General features: G+C 71.8%; 12 protein-coding genes and 1 tRNA gene. 10 read left to right on the top strand and 3 right to left on the bottom strand.

Translation table 11 applies throughout. The annotated features are described in order from the left end of the window. The first annotated feature begins 8 nt into the window (after positions 1-8). Positions 9-593, top strand: coding sequence for an aminoacyl-tRNA hydrolase (pth, locus tag EDF63_RS11810; protein ID WP_123313261.1), 585 nt, complete (start codon positions 9-11; stop codon positions 591-593). A gap of 80 nt (positions 594-673) precedes the next feature. Further along, positions 674-4,282: a transcription-repair coupling factor gene (gene mfd, locus EDF63_RS11815; RefSeq protein ID WP_123313262.1), complete on the top strand. Its 3,609-nt coding sequence runs from the start codon at positions 674-676 to the stop codon at positions 4,280-4,282. Between the two features lie 94 nt (positions 4,283-4,376). Here mfd and nhaA read toward each other — a convergent pair whose 3' ends face one another. After that, entirely contained in the window at positions 4,377-5,555 is a 1,179-nt protein-coding gene (gene nhaA, locus EDF63_RS11820; RefSeq protein ID WP_123313263.1) for a Na+/H+ antiporter NhaA, read from the bottom strand. Positions 5,556-5,645: 90 nt separating this feature from the next. Between nhaA and EDF63_RS11825 the strand changes: the two genes are divergently transcribed. From EDF63_RS11825 to EDF63_RS11860, 8 genes are all read left to right on the top strand, one after another. Then, positions 5,646-6,377 (top strand): MazG family protein, encoded by a 732-nt coding sequence (locus EDF63_RS11825; RefSeq protein ID WP_123313264.1) that lies wholly within the window; start codon positions 5,646-5,648, stop codon positions 6,375-6,377. Between the two features lie 295 nt (positions 6,378-6,672). Continuing rightward, a complete protein-coding gene (hisS, locus tag EDF63_RS11830) occupies positions 6,673-7,917 on the top strand; it encodes a histidine--tRNA ligase (RefSeq protein ID WP_123313265.1) in 1,245 nt (414 codons plus the stop codon). A gap of 96 nt (positions 7,918-8,013) precedes the next feature. Beyond that, positions 8,014-9,297: a phosphopyruvate hydratase gene (gene eno, locus EDF63_RS11835; RefSeq protein ID WP_123313266.1), complete on the top strand. Its 1,284-nt coding sequence runs from the start codon at positions 8,014-8,016 to the stop codon at positions 9,295-9,297. 153 nt (positions 9,298-9,450) lie between these two features. Next, positions 9,451-9,984, top strand: coding sequence for a septum formation initiator family protein (locus EDF63_RS11840; protein WP_123313267.1), 534 nt, complete (start codon positions 9,451-9,453; stop codon positions 9,982-9,984). A gap of 64 nt (positions 9,985-10,048) precedes the next feature. Beyond that, positions 10,049-10,597, top strand: coding sequence for a DUF501 domain-containing protein (locus EDF63_RS11845; protein WP_111084823.1), 549 nt, complete (start codon positions 10,049-10,051; stop codon positions 10,595-10,597). 38 nt (positions 10,598-10,635) lie between these two features. Further along, the gene (locus EDF63_RS11850; RefSeq protein WP_123313268.1) at positions 10,636-12,123 is read left to right on the top strand and encodes an NAD(P)/FAD-dependent oxidoreductase; all 1,488 of its coding nucleotides are present in this window, start codon (positions 10,636-10,638) and stop codon (positions 12,121-12,123) included. Positions 12,124-12,207: 84 nt separating this feature from the next. Continuing rightward, positions 12,208-12,284, top strand: a tRNA-Leu gene (locus EDF63_RS11855). A 41-nt stretch (positions 12,285-12,325) separates the two neighbouring features. Further along, a complete protein-coding gene (locus tag EDF63_RS11860; protein WP_123313269.1) occupies positions 12,326-13,666 on the top strand; it encodes a threonine/serine exporter family protein in 1,341 nt (446 codons plus the stop codon). Positions 13,667-13,733: 67 nt separating this feature from the next. Here EDF63_RS11860 and EDF63_RS11865 read toward each other — a convergent pair whose 3' ends face one another. Continuing rightward, positions 13,734-15,461: a class I adenylate-forming enzyme family protein gene (locus tag EDF63_RS11865; RefSeq protein ID WP_123313614.1), complete on the bottom strand. Its 1,728-nt coding sequence runs from the start codon at positions 15,459-15,461 to the stop codon at positions 13,734-13,736. 92 nt (positions 15,462-15,553) lie between these two features. Continuing rightward, positions 15,554-17,950 (bottom strand): Ig-like domain-containing protein, encoded by a 2,397-nt coding sequence (locus EDF63_RS11870; protein WP_148061772.1) that lies wholly within the window; start codon positions 17,948-17,950, stop codon positions 15,554-15,556. Between the last annotated feature and the right edge of the window lie 185 nt (positions 17,951-18,135).

Consider the following 18,135-nt stretch of genomic DNA (forward strand, 5'->3'; position numbering starts at 1 on the left):
TCGACGCTGTGGCGGATCGAACACTGGTCGTGGTCGGACTCGGGAACCCCGGGCCCGACTACGCCGGCAACCGCCACAACGTCGGCCGGATGGTCCTCGACGAACTCGCGTCCCGCATGGGCGCGACGTTCAAGAAGCACAAGACGCCGAACCAGGTCGCCGAAGGGCGCCTGGTGCCCGGCGGCCCGCGGTTCGTGCTGGCGAAGCCCGGTTCGTTCATGAACACGTCGGGCGGCCCGGTGTCGTCGGTGCTCGGGTTCTACAGCGCCACCCCGGCCGATCTGGTCGTCGTGCACGACGAGCTCGACCTGCCGTTCGACACCGTCCGGCTCAAGGGCAGCGGTGGGCACGGCGGCCACAACGGCCTCCGCGACATCATCAAGGCGACCGGTACGAACGAGTTCTCGCGCGTGCGGGTCGGCATCGGTCGTCCGCCCGGCCGTCAGGACCCGGCCGACTACGTGCTGCGTGACTTCTCCGCAGCCGAGAAGAAGTCGCTCCCGATCCTGCTGGCCGACGCCGCGGACGCGGTCGAGGCGATCGCCGAGCTCGGGCTCGTCGCCGCGCAGCAGCGCGTGCACGCGCCGTCCTGACGGCACCGGCCGATCCCGGCCGTGTTCGCCCGTCGCGCACCACGCGGGCGGTGTCGGTGGGGGCCGGTACCATCTCCTGAGTGACGATCTCGGGCATCATCCCTGCGCTCTCGCGCGCCTCCGCGTTCGATCGCGTGCTCCGCGCCGCGCCTCGTGACGCCGACTTCTCGGTCGTCGACGGCCTGCGGGTCCCGCTGCTCGGGGCGCTGGTCGCCGAACGGAACGGCCCGCAGTGCGTGCTCGTCATCACGGCGACCGGGCGTGAGGCCGAAGCCGTCCGCGACGCCCTCGGCAGTTACGTCCCCGACGCCGACGTCCTCGAGTTCCCGGCGTGGGAGACCCTGCCGCACGAACGCCTCAGCCCGAGTGCGCAGACCGTCGGGACCCGGATCGCGACCCTGCGCCGACTCGCGTCGTGGTCCGCCGCCGACGTCGCCGACCGCCGCACCACCATCGTCGTGGCGAGCGTCCGTGCCGCCCTGCAGCCGATCGCGGCCAACCTGACCTCGCTCGCCCCCGTCCTGCTCCGGACCGACTCGCGCGGCAACGACCTGGCCGCGATCGCCGCGAAGCTCGTCGACATGGCGTACGCCCGGGTCGACCTCGTCACCCGGCGCGGTGAGTTCGCGGTGCGCGGCGGCATCCTCGACGTCTTCCCGCCCACGGCCGACCACCCCGTCCGCGTCGACTTCTTCGGCGACGAGATCGAGGCGATCAAGGCGTTCTCGGTCGCCGACCAGCGCACCACCGAGGACGACCTCGGCTCGGTCGAGCTCACCGCCTCGCGCGAACTCCTGCTCAGCGACGACGTCCGGCAGCGGGCGCGCGAGATGCTCCACGAGTTCCCCAACCTGTCGCAGATGTTGGCGAAGATCGCCGAGGGGATCCCGGTCGAGGGCATGGAGTCCCTCGCCCCGGCGCTCGTGCAGGACCTCGTGCCGATGACGTCGTACCTGCCCGAGACCGCCACCATCGCGGTGTTCTCGCCCGAGCGGGTGAACGGCCGCGCGAACAGCCTGGCCGAGACGAACACCGAGTTCCTGCAGGCCGCCTGGAGCGCCGCGGTCGCCGGGGCGCAGGCACCCATCGACCTCGACGCCGGCAACTTCCTGACGGTGCAGCAGCTCAAGAACACCCGTGGGCAGCGCACCTGGTGGACGGTGTCGCCGTTCGACTCCGGGCTCGACGAAGGCGACACCGCGCGCGTGCTCACCGACGCCGAGGCGGCAGCCGAGGCGGGGGAGTACATCCGCGTCCGCGCCGAGGCGGTGCCGAGCTTCGCGGGCAGTGCCGACGGCGCGATCGCGCACGTCAAGGCGCTCACCGATGACGGGTGGGCGGTCGTGGTGACCGCCCAGGGCCAGGGGCTGGTCGAACGGGCGGTGCAGGTCCTCGCCGACGCCGGGGTCGCAGCCCGCGCCGAAGCCCTGCCCGCGCCTCCCGAGCCGGGTGTCGCCATCGTCACGACCGCCACCGTCGAGCACGGCTTCGCCATCCCGGATCCGCGCATCGTGGTCCTCAGCGAGGCGGAGTTCTACGGTCGGAGCGTCCAGCAGGGCGCGCGCACCGTCAAGAAGCTGGCGAGCCGCCGCAAGAACGTGGTCGACCCGCTGCAGCTCAAGCCGGGCGACGTGGTCGTGCACGCGACGCACGGCATCGGCAAGTTCGTCGAGCTCGTCAGCCGCGAGGTCTCCAGCGGCGGCCGCAACGCGGTGAAGACGCAGCGCGAGTACCTCGTGCTCGAGTACGCGCCGTCGAAGCGGAACTACCCGGGCGACAAGCTCTTCGTGCCGACCGACCAGCTCGATCAGCTGTCGCGGTACGTCGGCGGCGAGTCCCCGAGCCTGTCGAAGATGGGTGGCTCGGACTGGTCCGCCGCCAAGTCGAAGGCCCGCAAGGCCGTCCGCGACATCGCGGTCGACCTGGTCAAGCTGTACTCGGCGCGGATGGCGTCGAAGGGGCACGCGTTCGGGCCGGACACCCCGTGGCAGCGCGAGCTGGAAGAGGCCTTCCCGTTCGCCGAGACCGCCGACCAGCTCACCACCATCGACGAGATCAAGCGGGACATGGAGCGGCCGATCCCGATGGACCGCCTGCTCTCCGGCGACGTCGGCTACGGCAAGACCGAGGTCGCGATCCGCGCCGCGTTCAAGGCGGTGCAGGACGGCAAGCAGGTCGTCATGCTCGTGCCGACGACGCTGCTCGTCCGCCAGCACATGGAGACGTTCCAGGAGCGCTTCGCCGGGTTCCCCGTGCACCTGCGCGCCCTGAGCCGGTTCCAGTCCGAGAAGGAGTCCAAGGAGACCATCGCCGGGCTCGCCGACGGGACCGTCGACATCGTCATCGCGACCCACCGGATCCTGTCGCAGGGCATCACCTTCAAGGACGTCGGCCTCGTCATCATCGACGAGGAACAGCGGTTCGGCGTCGAGCACAAGGACCAGCTCAAGAAGTTCAAGACGAACGTCGACGTCCTGGCCATGTCGGCGACCCCGATCCCGCGGTCGCTCGAGATGGCCGTCACCGGCATCCGCGAGATGTCGACCCTGGCCACCCCACCAGAGGACCGCCACCCCATCCTGACCTTCGTCGGGCCGCAGTCGGACCTGCAGGTGGCCGCCGCGATCCGCCGCGAACTCCTGCGCGAGGGCCAGGTGTTCTACGTGCACAACCGCGTGAAGGACATCCAGGGCGTCGCCGCGCACCTGGCCGAGATCGTGCCGGACGCCCGCATCGCCGTGGCGCACGGGCAGATGTCCGAGAGCACCCTCGAGCAGGTCATGGTCGACTTCTGGGAGCGTCGGTTCGACGTCCTCGTGTCGACGACGATCATCGAGACCGGGCTCGACATCGCGAACGCGAACACGCTCATCATCGACAAGGCCGACAAGTACGGGCTGTCCCAGCTCCACCAGCTGCGCGGTCGTGTCGGCCGTGGGCGGGAGCGCGGGTACGCGTACTTCCTGTACGACTCCGAGAAGCCCCTGTCCGAGACCGCGCAGGACCGCCTCGAGACGATCGCGGCGAACAACGAGCTCGGCGCGGGCATGCAGGTCGCCATGAAGGACCTCGAGATCCGTGGTGCCGGCAACCTGCTCGGTGGCGAGCAGTCCGGGCACATCGCGGGCGTCGGGTTCGACCTGTACCTCCGGATGATCGGCGAGGCGGTCTCGCAGTTCCGCGGCGACGTGGCCGAGGGGCAGACCGAGCTGCGGCTCGAGATCCCGGTCGACGCGCACATCCCCGAGGACTACGTCGAGTCCGAGCGGCTCCGGCTCGAGGCGTACCAGAAGCTGTCCGCGGCCTCGGCCCCGACGGCGCAGCAGGACGCCATCGACATGGTGCTCGACGAGCTCACCGACCGGTACGGGCAGCCACCGCAGGCCGTGCAGACGCTGGTCGAGGTCTCCAGGCTCCGTCGCATGGCGCAGCAGGTCGGCCTGTCCGACGTGGTCGTCATGGGGTCGAACCTGCGCGTCGCGGGCAAGGAGCTCGCCGACTCGTCGCAGGTGCGGCTCAAGCGGATGTTCCCGGGCGCGAAGTGGTTCCCGCAGCAGAACGCGGCGAGCATCCCGATGCCGCGTCCGCACGACCAGGCGCTGCCGGACGACGCCCTGATCCGGTGGGTCGAGAGCATCCTGACCGCGGTCTACGGCGCGACGACGCCGGCGGAGGCGCCGGCCGCGTAGGGGGCGGCGATCTTCGACCCGGAACGACGTTCTCGATGTCGTACGACAACGAGAACGTCGTTCCGGGTCGAACCGCGCCAGGGCCCGCGGCCCGCTACTCGGTGTCCTCGGCCTCGGACAGCTCGCGGCGCGCGCGGTACGCCCGCGCCCGCAGCGTGACGACGACCGCCGACGCGACGATGGCGATGCCGGACCCGACGAGCACGGCGAGGACGCCCTCGTCGAGGACCTCCTCGTTGCGGGCGAACGCCAGCTCGTTCATGAGCAGGGAGACCGTGAACCCGATCCCGCCGAGCACCCCGACGGTGATGATCGAGAAGAAGGACAACGAGGACCGCCCCGGTGACCGGAAGAGCCGCGTGGCGACGACGCCGAACAGCGTGATGCCGATGACCTTGCCGACCGGCAGCGCGATGACGACCGCCCAGAACGTGGGGGACAGTTCGCTGATGCCGACCGAGGGGATGACGACCGCGGCCGAGACGAACGCGAACACCGGCAGCACGATCGCGTTCGACCACGGCTCGACGTGCTCGTGCAGGGTGTGGCCCGGTCGGCGGGGCAGCACGAGGCCGAGCGCGACGCCGGCGATGGTGGCGTGCACGCCGGAGTGGTAGACGAGCCACCAGGTGACGAGTCCGACCAGGACCATCGCCACGATCAGGAGTGTCTGGCCACTGCGCCCCGGTCGGAGCATCCGGCCGAGCACCCAGAACACGGCCAGTGCGACGACCGCACCGCCGAGGGCCGCGAAGTCGGTGTCGTGCGCGAACACGACGGCGATGATGATGATCGCGATGAGGTCGTCGAGCACCGCGAGTGCGAGCAGGAACACGCGGATGCCGCTCGGCAGCCCACGACCGAACATCGCCAGGACACCGAGGGCGAACGCGATGTCCGTCGCCGTCGGGATCGGCCAGCCGTGCGTGTACGGGGTACCCGCGGTCACCAGCAGGAACACCCCGGCCGGGACGAGCACGCCGCCGACCGCCGCGATGGCCGGCACGATCGCGGTCTTCGGGTTCGACAGCTCACCGTCGACGAGCTCCTGCTTCAGCTCGATCGCGACGAGCAGGAAGAAGACCGCGAGCAGGCCGTCGCTGACCCAGTGCGCGATCGACAGGTCGAGGCCGACGGCGCCCAGCGGCGGGTGCGCGTCGAGCAGGCGTTCGAGGCCGGGGCCGACGGGCGAGTTCGCGACGACCAGGCCGAGCACGGCGGCGGTCAGGAGCGCGATGGCGCTGAAGCGGGGGGAGCGGACGAGGGACGACATGGATCTCCGTCTCGAGGGGTCGGGTGAGTGTCCGTCGACCAGACTTCCCGACACACCACGACCAGCATACGTGGGTGAGACGATGGCGCGATGACCGCCGTACCGGACCTCGTCACCGTCGTCGACCGCCTGCTCGCCGAGGACGGGGGCTGCGTCTGGAACCGTGCGCAGACCCACGCCACGCTCGCGCGGTACGCGGTCGAGGAGTCCTACGAACTGGTCGACGCCATCGACGACGGCGACCCCGACGACGTCCGCGAGGAGCTCGGCGACGTCCTGTACCAGGTCGTCCTGCACGCCGGGATCGCCGAACGCGCGGGGGAGTTCACCCTCGAGGACGTCGCCGCCGGGGTCCGCGACAAGATGGTCCGTCGGCACCCGCACGTGTTCGGCGACGAGACCGCGGACACCGTCGACGACGTCGTCCGGGTGTGGCGCGCGGCGAAGGCGGCCGAGAAGTCGGCCCGGACGAGTGTGCTGGACGGGGTCCCGCGCGCGATGCCGCCGCTGGAACGGGCCGTCAAGCTGCTGGAGCGCCTGGACGAGCACGGTGCGGCCGTCGCGGCCGTCGCGTCCGTCGTGGCCGCCGACCGGGAGGCCCGTGACCCGTCCGCCACGGCCGCTGCGGCATCCGGAACGGAGACCGCTCGGGCATCGGTCGGGTCCCCGGCGCCGGCCGACGGTGCGGGGGTGGTGGACCCGGCGTGGGGGATCGCGATGCTGGAAGAAGTCGCCGGAGCGGTGCGGGACGGGATCGACCCGGTCGCGAGTCTCCGCGCCGCGGTCGCTGCGCTCGAGGACGCCGGCCGCGCCGCGGAGTGAGGGTGCGGGGAGCCGCAGCGTGCGTGCGCGGGAGCCGCAGCGTGCGCGCACCCGAAAAGAGAAGGGCGCCCTCCTAACCCGAAAAAGGAGGGCGCCCGTGAGCGGGTGGGCACACCCCCAGGGAGAGATGTGCACGCAGAACCCGCTCGAGTCGCGGGGCACACTGCAGCACGGTGCCCACGCGATCGGTCCGGAGAGTGGATCAGGCACGCTCCGAACCGAGGCACTGAATGCAGTATGCCAGTAGAACGCATGCCGCGCAACCCGGTGATGCGCATCTGCCAGACTTGACCGCATGGCGACGACCGTGACGGCACCCCGTGGCATGCGTGACTTCCTCCCCGCGGACAAGGCCCGACGCGAGCACGTGCTCGGTGTCGTCCGCGACGTCTACTCCCGGTACGGGTTCGACGAGATCGAGACCCCGGTGGTCGAGGACGCCGCGCGCCTGCACTCCGGGCTCGGCGGTGACAACGAGAAGCTGGCGTTCGCGGTCATGAAGCGCGGGCTCAGCACCGAGGACCTGCAGGCGGCCCAGGCCCCGCTCGACCTCGCCGACCTCGGGCTCCGCTTCGACCTGACCGTGCCGCTCGCCCGGTTCTACGCCTCGCACCGTGCCGAGCTGCCGTCGGTGTTCCGATCGGTGCAGATCGCGCCGGTCTGGCGCGCCGAGCGTCCGCAGAAGGGGCGCTACCGCCAGTTCGTGCAGTGCGACATCGACATCCTCGGGGAGCCCGGACAGCTGGCCGAGATCGAGCTCATCCGCGCCACGACCGCCGCCCTCGACGCACTCGGCGTGACCGGCACCACGATCCGCATCAACGACCGGCGGATCCTGCTGACCTTGCTGGCGTCGTGGGGCATCGCCGACCCGGCTGCCGCCGACCGCGCGCTCATCACGATCGACAAGCTCGACAAGATCGGCCCGGACGGCGTCGCCGCCGAACTCCGCAGCACCGTCGGGCAGGAGCTGCCGGGGCTCGAGGACACGATCCGCGCGCTCGAGGCCGCGGACTGGACCTCGGTCGAGGGCGCCGCGTGGCTCGACTCCGAGGCGTTCGCCGACCTGTTGCGCCTGCGCGAGGCCCTGCCCGGGGTCGACCTCCGCTTCGACCCGACGCTCGTGCGCGGGATGGGCTACTACACCGGCACGATCTTCGAGGTCGCGCACCCCGACTTCGGCTACAGCCTGGGCGGTGGCGGTCGGTACGACGGCATGATCGGCCGCTTCCTCGGCCAGGACGTCCCCGCAGTCGGCTTCTCGCTGGGCTTCGAGCGCCTGGTCGACCTCGTGACACTCCCGGAGTCCGCGGAGTCCGACGCCGTGGTGCTCGTCTACGACAAGGACGTCGACCCCGTGCGGCTCGCGGCCCTGAAGACCGAGGCGCTCGGGTCGCACCGACGCGTACGGCTCGAACGGCGCACCAAGAACACGAAGAACCTGCTCGCCGGTCTGGCCGCACAGGGGTTCTCCGCCTTCGCCACCGTCGGCGCCGACACGACGTCGCTCGAGGGTGTGGAGTTCCGCCCGCTCGACTGAGTCGTCCACACCGGGCGTCACGGTCGACGTCGTGTTCACCTCGGCTCGCTAGGATCGGTCCCGCAAACACCACAACCAATGTGTAGGGAGTACCCCGTGGCCCTGATCGATGCCGTAGGCGCACGCGAAGTCCTCGATTCCCGAGGCAACCCGACGGTCGAGGTCGAGGTCCTCCTCGACGACGGCGTCGTGTCCCGCGCGCTCGTCCCCTCCGGTGCTTCCACCGGCGCGTTCGAGGCGTACGAACTCCGCGACGGCGATGCCTCGCGCTACGGCGGCAAGGGCGTGCTCAAGGCCGTCGACGCCGTCCTCGACGAGATCGGCCCGGCGCTCGAGGGCTTCGACGCCACCGACCAGCGCCTCGTCGACGCCGCGCTCATCGAGCTCGACGGAACCGAGAACAAGTCCCGCCTCGGCGCGAACTCGATCCTCGGTGCCTCGCTCGCCGTGGCCCGTGCCGCTGCCGACTCGGCCGACCTGCCGCTGTTCCGCTACCTCGGCGGCCCGAACGCGCACACGCTGCCCGTCCCGCTGATGAACGTCGTCAACGGTGGTGCCCACGCGGACACCAACGTCGACATCCAGGAGTTCTTCCTCGTGCCCTACGGCGCCGAGTCGTTCTCCGAAGCGCTCCGGTGGGGCGTCGAGACCTACCACGCCCTCAAGGGCGAGCTGAAGAAGCAGGGCCTCGCGACCGGCCTCGGCGACGAGGGCGGCTTCGCGCCGGAGCTCGCATCGAACCGTGCAGCGCTCGACTTCCTGCTGACCGCGATCGAGAAGGCCGGCTACACCCCGGGCAAGGACATCGCCGTCGGCCTCGACGTCGCGTCCACCGAGTTCTTCCACGACGGCAAGTACTCGTTCGAGGGCAAGCAGCTCTCGAGCCAGGAGTTCACCGCGTACTTCGCCGACCTCGTCGCGAACTACCCGCTCGTCACCATCGAGGACCCGCTGGCCGAGGACGACTGGGAGGGCTGGTCGCACCTGACCGCCGAGCTCGGCGACAAGGTCCAGATCGTCGGCGACGACCTGTTCGTCACCAACCCGAAGCGCCTGCAGCGGGGCATCGACGAGAAGGCCGCGAACTCGATCCTGGTGAAGGTCAACCAGATCGGCACGCTCACCGAGACCCTCGACGCGGTGTCGCTCGCGCACCGCCACGGCCTCACCTCGATCCTGTCGCACCGCTCGGGTGAGACCGAGGACACCACGATCGCGGACATCGCGGTCGCGGTCGACGGTGGTCAGATCAAGACCGGCGCACCGGCCCGTTCGGACCGCGTCGCCAAGTACAACCAGCTCCTCCGCATCGAGGAAGAGCTCGGCGACGCCGCGGTGTACGCCGGTCGCTCGGCCTTCCCGCGCGCCGCGTCGCTGTAGCCAGCCGCTCAGCAGTCCCTGCACCACCGAGACGCCGTCCTCCTCTGAGAGGACGGCGTCTCGTCGTGTGTGGACGTCGGCGAGACGCTGAGAGGGCGCCGAACGGCCGCGTGCCGAGCGCGCCCACCACGTCGGTCGGGTTATCGTCGGATCGTGCCCAGCCAGAAGCCCCGCGTCCGCCGCGTCCCCGTGGCGATGCCCGACGGCAGCACGTCGGCGCAGCCCTGGTACCGCTCGATCCACTTCTCCGGCTTCAGTCTGCTGATGCTCGCGATCATCGTGCTCTTCGTCGTGGTGCTCGCGCCGTCGCTCCGCACGCTCATCCAGCAGCAGGAGCAGATCGCCCAGCAGCAGCGCGAGGTGGCGAGCCAGAAGGCCGACGTCACGCAGAAGAAGAAGGACGTCGCCCGCTGGGACGACCCCGCCTACATCGAGGCGCAGGCACGCGACCGCCTGCTCTACGTGTACCCGGGCGAGGAGAGCTACCTCGTGATGGGCGCCGAGAACCGCACGACCGAGACCGTGCCGACGACGGATTCCGGTACGCCGGTCAGCACGAAGGTCCAGACGCCGAAGGTGGACTGGGTGCAGGCGATGCTCTCCTCGGTGCTGCAGTCCGGGCTCACCGACGAGACCGCGGCCGACCTGGTGGCCCCGGACGTCTCGGGCACCGGCGAGAGCAAGTAGCGCCCGGCACCCGTCCGGCACGACGGTGCGCGGGGCACCGGGTCTCCGGTAGGCTCACGTTCCCGTGACGACCCCTCCCTTCGACCCGCCCTCCGACCGCGACGTCCAGGTCGTGTCGGCGCAGCTCGGCCGACCGGCACGCGACGTCATCGGGATCGCGGCACGGTGCGTCTGTGGCAACCCCACGGTCGTCTCCACGAAGCCCCGACTGTCGAACGGCACCCCGTTCCCGACGTTCTACTACCTGTGCCACCCCGCGGCCACCGCCGCGGTCAGCACCCTCGAGGCCAACCAGGTGATGCCGGAGCTGGCAGCACTGCTCGAGGACGACACCACTGCGGCCGCGTACCTCGCGGCCCACGAGTCCTACCTGGCCGATCGCGAGTCGATCGAGCACGTCGACGAGATCGTCGGCATCAGCGCCGGTGGCATGCCCACCCGTGTGAAGTGCCTGCACGCCCTCGTCGGTCACGCCCTCGCCGCCGGACCCGGCGTCAACCCCATCGGCGACCTCGCGCTCGAGCGCGCGGACTGGTCGCCCTCCCGGTGTGAGTGCCGGGCGTATGATGACGGTGCAGACGCTGGAGTCGGGGCGGGTGGCGGCGAAGTCTGACTCGACTCCGAAACCCCCATCCAAGGAGATCATCCCCCGTGCCCAAGATCCTCGTCGTCGGCGGCGGTTACGCCGGTTTCTACACCGCATGGAAGCTCGAGAAGCACCTTCGCCAGGGCGAAGCCGAGGTCGTCATGGTGGACCCGCTGCCGTACATGACGTACCAGCCGTTCCTGCCCGAGGTCGCCGCCGGTTCGATCGAGCCGCGTCACGCGGTCGTCTCGCACCGCCGTCACCTCAAGAACACCCGCGTCGTCACCGCGAAGGTCACCAAGGTCGACCACGCGACGAAGACCGCCACGATCACCCCGGCCGAGGGCGAGGCGTGGGAGGAGTCCTACGACCAGATCGTCATGACCGCCGGCGCGGTGTCCCGCACGTTCCCGATCCCGGGCGTCGCGGACGAGGCCATCGGCCTCAAGACGATCGAGGAAGCCGCGGCGATCCGCGACAAGATCCTCACGAACTTCCACAAGGCGGCGAACCTTCCCGCCGGTCCCGAGCGTGACCGCCTGCTGACCGTCGTCGTCGTCGGTGGCGGCTTCGCCGGCATCGAGGTCTTCGCCGAGCTCCGCTCCTTCGTCACCGACCTGCTGAAGAGCTACCCGCAGCTGTCCTTCGACGAGACCCGCTTCCACCTGGTCGAGGCGATGGGCCGCATCATGCCCGAGGTCTCGCTCGAGACCTCGCACTGGGTGCTCAAGAACCTGGCGCAGCGCGGTGCGAACGTGCACCTCGAGACCCAGCTGGCCTCGGCCGTCGGTGGCGTCTGCGAGCTCAAGACGAGCGACGGCGCGATCGAGAAGATCGAGTCCGACCTCATCATCTGGACCGCCGGTGTCATGGCGAACCCGATGGTCAAGGGCACCGACTTCCCGCTCGAGCAGCGCGGGCGCATCCGCGTGCAGCCCGACCTGCGCGTCGTCGACGACAACGGCGTGATCGCGGACGCATGGGCCTGCGGTGACGTCGCGGCCGTGCCGGACCTCACCGGTGGTGGCGTCGGCGGCTTCTGCGTGCCGAACGCCCAGCACGCCGTCCGTCAGGCGAAGCAGCTCGCGAAGAACCTGGTCGCGACGATCCGCGGCGAGGCCACGACCGACTACAAGCACGAGAACCTCGGCGCCGTCGCGGGTCTCGGTCTCGGCATCGGTGTGTTCCAGTCCGGCAAGTTCGCCATGAAGGGCTTCCTGGCGTGGGGCGCGCACCGCGGCTACCACGGCATGGCGATGCCGTCGTGGGAGCGCAAGTGGCGCGTCATCGGCGACTGGGTCGGTGGCTTCTTCCTCGGTCGCGACATCGCGTCGCTCGACGACCGTGAGACCCCGCGCGCTGCGTTCGAGGCGTTCGCGTCCCGTCCGAAGCCCGCCGCCGAGGCACCCGCCGCCCCGGTCGAGGCCGCGAAGCCCACGACCGCTCCGGAGGAGGGCAAGCCCGCCGGTGCCGCCGGCCCGGCGTACGGCGAGCCCGCCGAGGACGTCTCGAACGAGGCCGAGCCCGTGAAGGCCCCGGCCGACGCCAAGTAGTCCCGGCAACAGCACGCCAGAGGCGGTCACCCTTCGGGGTGGCCGCCTCTCGTCGTCGAGGGCGTCGGTAGGCTGTTGCGGCCCGCCCCCGTGGCCCAATCGGTAGAGGCACGCGACTTAAAATCGCTGAGTTGTGGGTTCGAGTCCCACCGGGGGTACCACGCGACTCGCCCAGCGCGTCGCTGCCAGTACGATCGCCTGCGTGGTCGGACTCGGAAGCGCACTCGCGAACCTGCAGAACGCCCTCCGTCGGCCCGAGGCCCACGTCGAGGTCGTCGACGGCGAGACCGTCCCCGTCGGCATGCTCCTCGGCACGCTGGGTGCGCTGCTGCTCGATGCGGGCAGCTCCGTCACCGACGTCCGCTCGGCGCTCGAGAAGGCCCGCGACGCCGCTGGCGTCGGACCGACCCTGGCGATCGGGGTCCTGCCGGCGCTCGTGATGGTGAGCGAGGTCTCGACGGGCGCCGCCACCATCGTCAACGCCGAGGGCGTCGAACTGTCCTCCCGCCAGGCCGCACGCGCGAACCGGGTCGTGCTCGGGCTGGAGAGCGGTTCCATCGCCCTCGCCGAGATCCCCGCGCGGGTCCGGGCCATCCGCGCCGGTACCGTCCCGCCGCCCGCACTGCCCTGGATCCTCGGCAACGCGCTGACCTCCGCCGGGCTCGCCGTCGTCTTCCGGTGCCCGTGGTGGGCGATCCTGCTCGCGCTCCTGGTCGGTGCGCTCGTCGGCGTCATCGGCCTGCTGCTCCGCCGCTTCCGCGAGGCCGTCGCGATCATCCCGTTCCTGGCCGCCTTCGCGTCGACCGCCATCGTCGGGCTCGTCGCCGCCACCACCGGGTTCGAGCAGGTCCCGCTCTTCGCCGTGTGCGCGCCGGTGGCGGTCTTCGTCCCCGGCGCCCTCATCACCAACGCGCTGCTCGAGCTCACCGCGGCCGACATCGTCACCGGGTCCTCGCGGCTCGTCCAGGGGCTCATCATGCTCGGGTTCATGGCCGCGGGCATCGCCTCGGGCAGCGCACTGACCGGGCTGCACGTCGACCCGTCCTCGGCGGCGCTCGTCGGCGAGGTCGCCGGCGTCGGCACGGACCTGGCGGGGTGGGAGTCCGTCCCGTCCTACTGGGTGTCGTGGGTGGCCGTGGTGGTCCTGGCGGTCGGACTCGGCCTGGTGTTCCGGTCGGGCTGGCGGCTGACGCTCGTGTCGGTGGCGGTCATGGTCACCGCCTACGCCCTGGTGAGCGGGACGACGCCGGTGTGGGGGAGCGTCGTCGCGACGGGGGCGACGGCGGCCCTGCTGTTCGTCGCGACGCGGTTGCTCGAGCGGCTCGTGCCGGCGATCCCGGCGACGGTGTCGTTCTTCCCGGCGTTCCTGCTGCTCGTGCCGGGGACGGTCGGCCTGGTGGCGGTGGCGACGTTCGACCCCGAGTCCCTCGCGACACCCCTGGCGACCTTCGTCAGCCTGTGCATCGGGACCAAGATCGGCGGGCTGCTGCCGGGCCTGTTCGCCCGGAACGCGCCGAGCCGCGGGGTGGACGCGACCGCCTGACGGCCCGGAGGCGCGGGGCGGGGCCGCCACGGGCCTCCCGTCCGACGCCGCTCACCTGCAGAGCCCGCTACGGCTCGATCAGCCGGCCCGCCGCCTGGTCCTCCGCTGCCGTCGCCTTCGCGAGGTAGTGCACCTTCTTGCCCGTGGCGTTGTACGGCAGCTCGTCGACGAACCGGTACCGCCGCGGCCGCTTGTAGCGGGCGAGCCCGGGGTGCGAGCCCGTCCACTCCTCGAGTTCGGCAGCGGCGGCGTCGTCGTCGTCCGGAAGTCGTCCCGCGGCACGGACCACGTACGCCGTGACGACCTCGCCCCAGCGGTCCTCCGGGATCCCGACGACGATCGAGTCGGCGACGCCCGGGTGCTCCTGCAGCGCGGCCTCGACCTGCACGGGGTGCACGTTCTCGCCGCCGGAGATGATCATGTCGTCCTTGCGGCCGACGATCGTCACCCGTTCGTGCTCGTCCCACGTCGCGAGGTCTCCGGGGTAGAACCAGCCGTTCGCGAACTTCTCGGCCTCGAGCCCCGGGTTGCGGTACGAGTAGCCGGACTTGACGGTCCGGACCGCGAACTCGCCGATCTCGGATCCGTCCTTCGGCACGGTGTCGGTCGGGTCGGCCAGGCGGTCCTCGTAGACCCGCACCACGGCGACGTCGTCGTCCGTCGACGCACGTCCGGTGGAGCCGGCGCCGTCGGGGAAGTCCTCGGGACGCAGGAACGTGTTCCAGAAGGTCTCGGTCGTGCCGTACCCGTTGAAGATCCGCGGGGACAGGAGCTCCTGGTAGCGGAGTGCGGCAGCGCGGTCGAGCGGTGCGCCCATCGTGACGATGCCGTGCAACGACGACAGGTCGCGGGGCCGCGCCTCCTGCGCGTTCGCGAGCTGCACCAGGTTCGGGGGTGCGCCGATCAGGAACGTCAGCCGCTCGGACTCGACCAGGTCGAGCACCCGCTCGGCGTCGAAGTGGCGCAGGGTCGTGAGCTCGGCACCGACGTAGAACACCGGGTTCGGACCGCCCGAGTACAGGCCGCCCCGGTGGAACAGCGGCGACATGTTGAGGGTCTTGTCGAACGGGCTGAGCGGGAAGTGCATCACGACGTCGTGGGCGCTGAGCACCTCGACCAGGCTCGGCAGGGGCACCGGCTTCGGTCGTCCCGTGGTGCCGGAGGTGTAGAGCCGAGTGGTCTCGTCGTAGGCGCTGCGGGGCTCGGTGGCCGCGAGCTCGGCGGGTGTGACCGGGTCGGCGGCGAGGAGGGCGGTGAACGCGACGCGCGCACCGCGTGCGGGCTGGTCGTCGTGCGCGTCGTGCGTGTGTTGGTCGTCGCGTGCGGCCTGGTCGTCGCCACCGACGACGACCAGGTGGTCGGGACGGTGCGGCGAGGTCTCGAGTGCGCGGGCGATCTCGGCGGTGCGGCTGGCGTCGTGCACCAGCACCACCGGTGCGGAGTCCTCGATGATGAAGGCGACCTCGTCCGGCGCGAGCCGGAAGTTCGTGGGGGAGAACACCGCACCGATGCGGTGGCACGCCAGGTAGAGCATCGCGAACTCGGGGGAGTTGAACAGTTCGACCATCACGACCGAACCGCGGCCGGCGCCGTGCCGGACGAGCCACCCGCCGATGCGGTCGACGGCGTCGCCGAGCTCCGCGTACGTCCACGACCGACCCGTGTCCGGCTCGCGCAGCGCAGGGCGGCCCGCGAAGCGGTGGGTGTTCCGCGCGAAGCCGTTCGCGTACGTGAAGCTGCCCTCGAACACCTCACGGAAGCGCGTCGGGTCGTAGTCGGATCGGGTCTCGGTCATCATCGCTCCCTGGGGCGGTCGAGCGGCGCGTCACGCACCGTTCGTCACTGTATCCGCCGCGCGGGGACGGCGGACGGGAGGCCCGGTGCGGGTCAGGCGCGCGCGTCCGGTCGCGTGGTGCGCGCCCAGAACCAGGCCCCGATCGCGCCCGCCACGCAGGCCGCGCCGACCGCGCCGAGCAGCACCGGCGACACGTGCGTCCCCGTCGGGCCCGAGTAGACCGCGGCGGTGAGCGCGACCGCGACGACGGCCAGCGCGACGTACCGGCCGCGTGAGGCCGCGAGGAGCGCGCTGCCGGCGGACCCGGCGAACGGCAGCAGCGTCGCGATGACGGCTCCGACCCCGCCCACGCACAGGGTGATGGCGAACTCCGACGTCAGCGCGTGCCAGAAGCCCCCGCCGGCGGTCAGGCTGTGCAGCACCCAGCCGGAGGCCGCGAGTGCGAGCAGGGCGACCGTCCGCCAGGTCGCGCTCCGGGCACCCGCGGCGATCGCCGAGCCGAGGCGCAGCGCTCCGGTGTCCAGGTCGGGGCGACCCGACGGCACGAGCACCACCCCGACGATCAGGGCGGGGGAGAGGTCGGCGGCCCGCGTGATGCCGCACGCGATCAGCGCCGCGAGCACCAGCCACGGGGACACCCGGAAGCCCACAGCGCGGTGGTCGGGTCCGGCCGCCCACCGGGTCACGAGCACCACGGCGGCGGTGAGCACCGTGGTCCCGAGCAGCACGGCGATCGCGAGGCGGACGTAGCGGGCCTCGAGCGAGACGCCCACGCCCAACAGCGTGCAGAGGGCGGCCACGGTCACCGCGATCGTGATCGACACCCACGTCGGCAGGACGTCGTCCGTTCCCGAGCGGTCCGAACGCGAGCGGTTCCGCCCGAGCAGGCCGGCGAAGGGCGACCGGATGCGACCGCGGGCCGCCGCGGCGACGAGGGCGAGGGGCGCGGCGACGAGCAGGAGGAAGCCCGCGGCGACGGCCGTGGCGATGAGCACGGTCCGCCACGAGAACGCGGCCTGGATCGTCGGCACGGTGCGGTCGTAGGCGGTGGCTGCGGTCCAGTCGCCCGCGGGGCCGGACCAGTCGGTGTGGCCGCCGCCGGGGCCCGCCGCGCCGGGTGCGCTGGTGCCGCTCGTCGTGGTGCCGTCGCCGGGTCCGGCCGCCGATCCGGACCCACCGCTGCCGTCGGATCCGCCGCTGCCGTCGTCGCCGCCGCCGTTCCCGTTCGTGCCGGTGCCGGTCCCGCTGCCGGTGCCGTTTCCGTTCTCGTGCCCGCCAGGGGTGCCGGTGTCACCGGGCTCCTGGCCGTCGCCGGGCGTGGTCGTGGTGCCGGTGCCGTTCGTGGGTGCGTCCCCGTCGGTGCCGGGCGTCCCGGTGGGGGTGCCCGACGTCGACCACACCGTGACCCGCACGGCAGCGGACGACCGCGAGTAGTTGCCCGCGGCGTCGTGTTGCGTCGCGGTGAGGTCGTGACCGCCGGACCGGAGCTGCGACCCGGCGGTCGAACAGGACCAGGACCCGTTCGCAGCCACCGCGGCCCGGCAGACCGGTGCTCGGTCGACGTACACGGTCACGTCGGCGCCGGGCTCGCCGGTGCCGCGGACGAGCGTGGCACGCGAACCGATGCGGTCGCCGTCGTCGGGCGCCGTGATCCGCGGAACCGACGGCGCGGTGCGGTCGACGGTGACCCGCACCGGGGTCGAGGACGCACTGCGCAGGTCGGAGCGGTAGCCGTGCGCCGTGCTCGCGGTCTGCGACGCGGTGACCGTGACGGTGGCGTCGGACCGCAGCGCGAGCGAGGCCACCCACCGACCGTCCGGTCCGACCGGGGCGCTCTGCTGCGACGACGACCCGGAGACCGACAGGAGCACGGTGGACCCGGGGTAGCCGGTGCCCGACAGTGCGCCGCTGGTCGGGTGGTCGGACGCGACGGTCGGCGGCACGATGACGTCGGACGCCGGAGCGCTCGCGGACGGCTGGGTCGGGGTCGTGACGTCACGCACCGTGAAGACCTGCTGGGGGCCCGACCGCACCGTGCCCAGGCAGGCCCACGACCCGTTCGCCTGCACCTGCGCGGAGCACCCGGCCGACCCGGTGGACGCCGGGCCGGTGACGCGGACCACGTGCGCCGGGGTGCCGGTGCCGTGGAACCGGGCGGTGCTGCTCGTGACGTCCCCCGGGTCGGCGATGGTCGGCGCGACGGGAGGTCGCCCGGTGGACGCGGGCGGGGGAGTCGGGGTGCCGGGGCGGCCGCTGCTCGGCGGGCCCACGAGCTCGCCCGGCTGCGGGGTCGCGGTGGTCGCGGCGCTGGTGCGCTCGGTGTCCGCGGCGCCGGCGCCGGCGACGGCGAACGCGGGGGCGGCTGCCGCTGCCAGCAGTGCTGCGGCGAGGACCGCCGTGGCCGAGGCGAGTGCGACGAACCGGGTACGACGACGAGGGCCGTCGCCCCCGACGGCCCGGTCGTCCACGTTGTCCCCGCGCGTGCTCACCGAGTCCATCCCACGTGATGTGGGCCGCCGGGTCAATACACCTCGCGGATGATGTCGGGCATCCGGCTCGGATCGTCCGTCAGCCCGAATGCCCGGTGTGCATGACTCGGGAATCGCCCGTGAACCCTGGCGGTCGACGGGAGCACCGCGCACGCGTCGGTAGACTTCACGACGGCCGTTCAGGC

Source organism: Curtobacterium sp. JUb34, from assembly GCF_003755065.1.
Classification (GTDB): domain Bacteria; phylum Actinomycetota; class Actinomycetes; order Actinomycetales; family Microbacteriaceae; genus Curtobacterium.

What these genes read in the sequence shown, in the direction of transcription:
- nhaA (WP_123313263.1), bottom strand. Translation starts at nt 5,555, where the DNA reads ATGTCGTCCCTCGTCCGCTCCCCCCGCTTCAGCGCCATCGCGCTCCTG.
- EDF63_RS11825 (WP_123313264.1), top strand. Translation starts at nt 5,646, where the DNA reads ATGACCGCCGTACCGGACCTCGTCACCGTCGTCGACCGCCTGCTCGCC.
- hisS (WP_123313265.1), top strand. Translation starts at nt 6,673, where the DNA reads ATGGCGACGACCGTGACGGCACCCCGTGGCATGCGTGACTTCCTCCCC.
- EDF63_RS11865 (WP_123313614.1), bottom strand. Translation starts at nt 15,461, where the DNA reads ATGACCGAGACCCGATCCGACTACGACCCGACGCGCTTCCGTGAGGTG.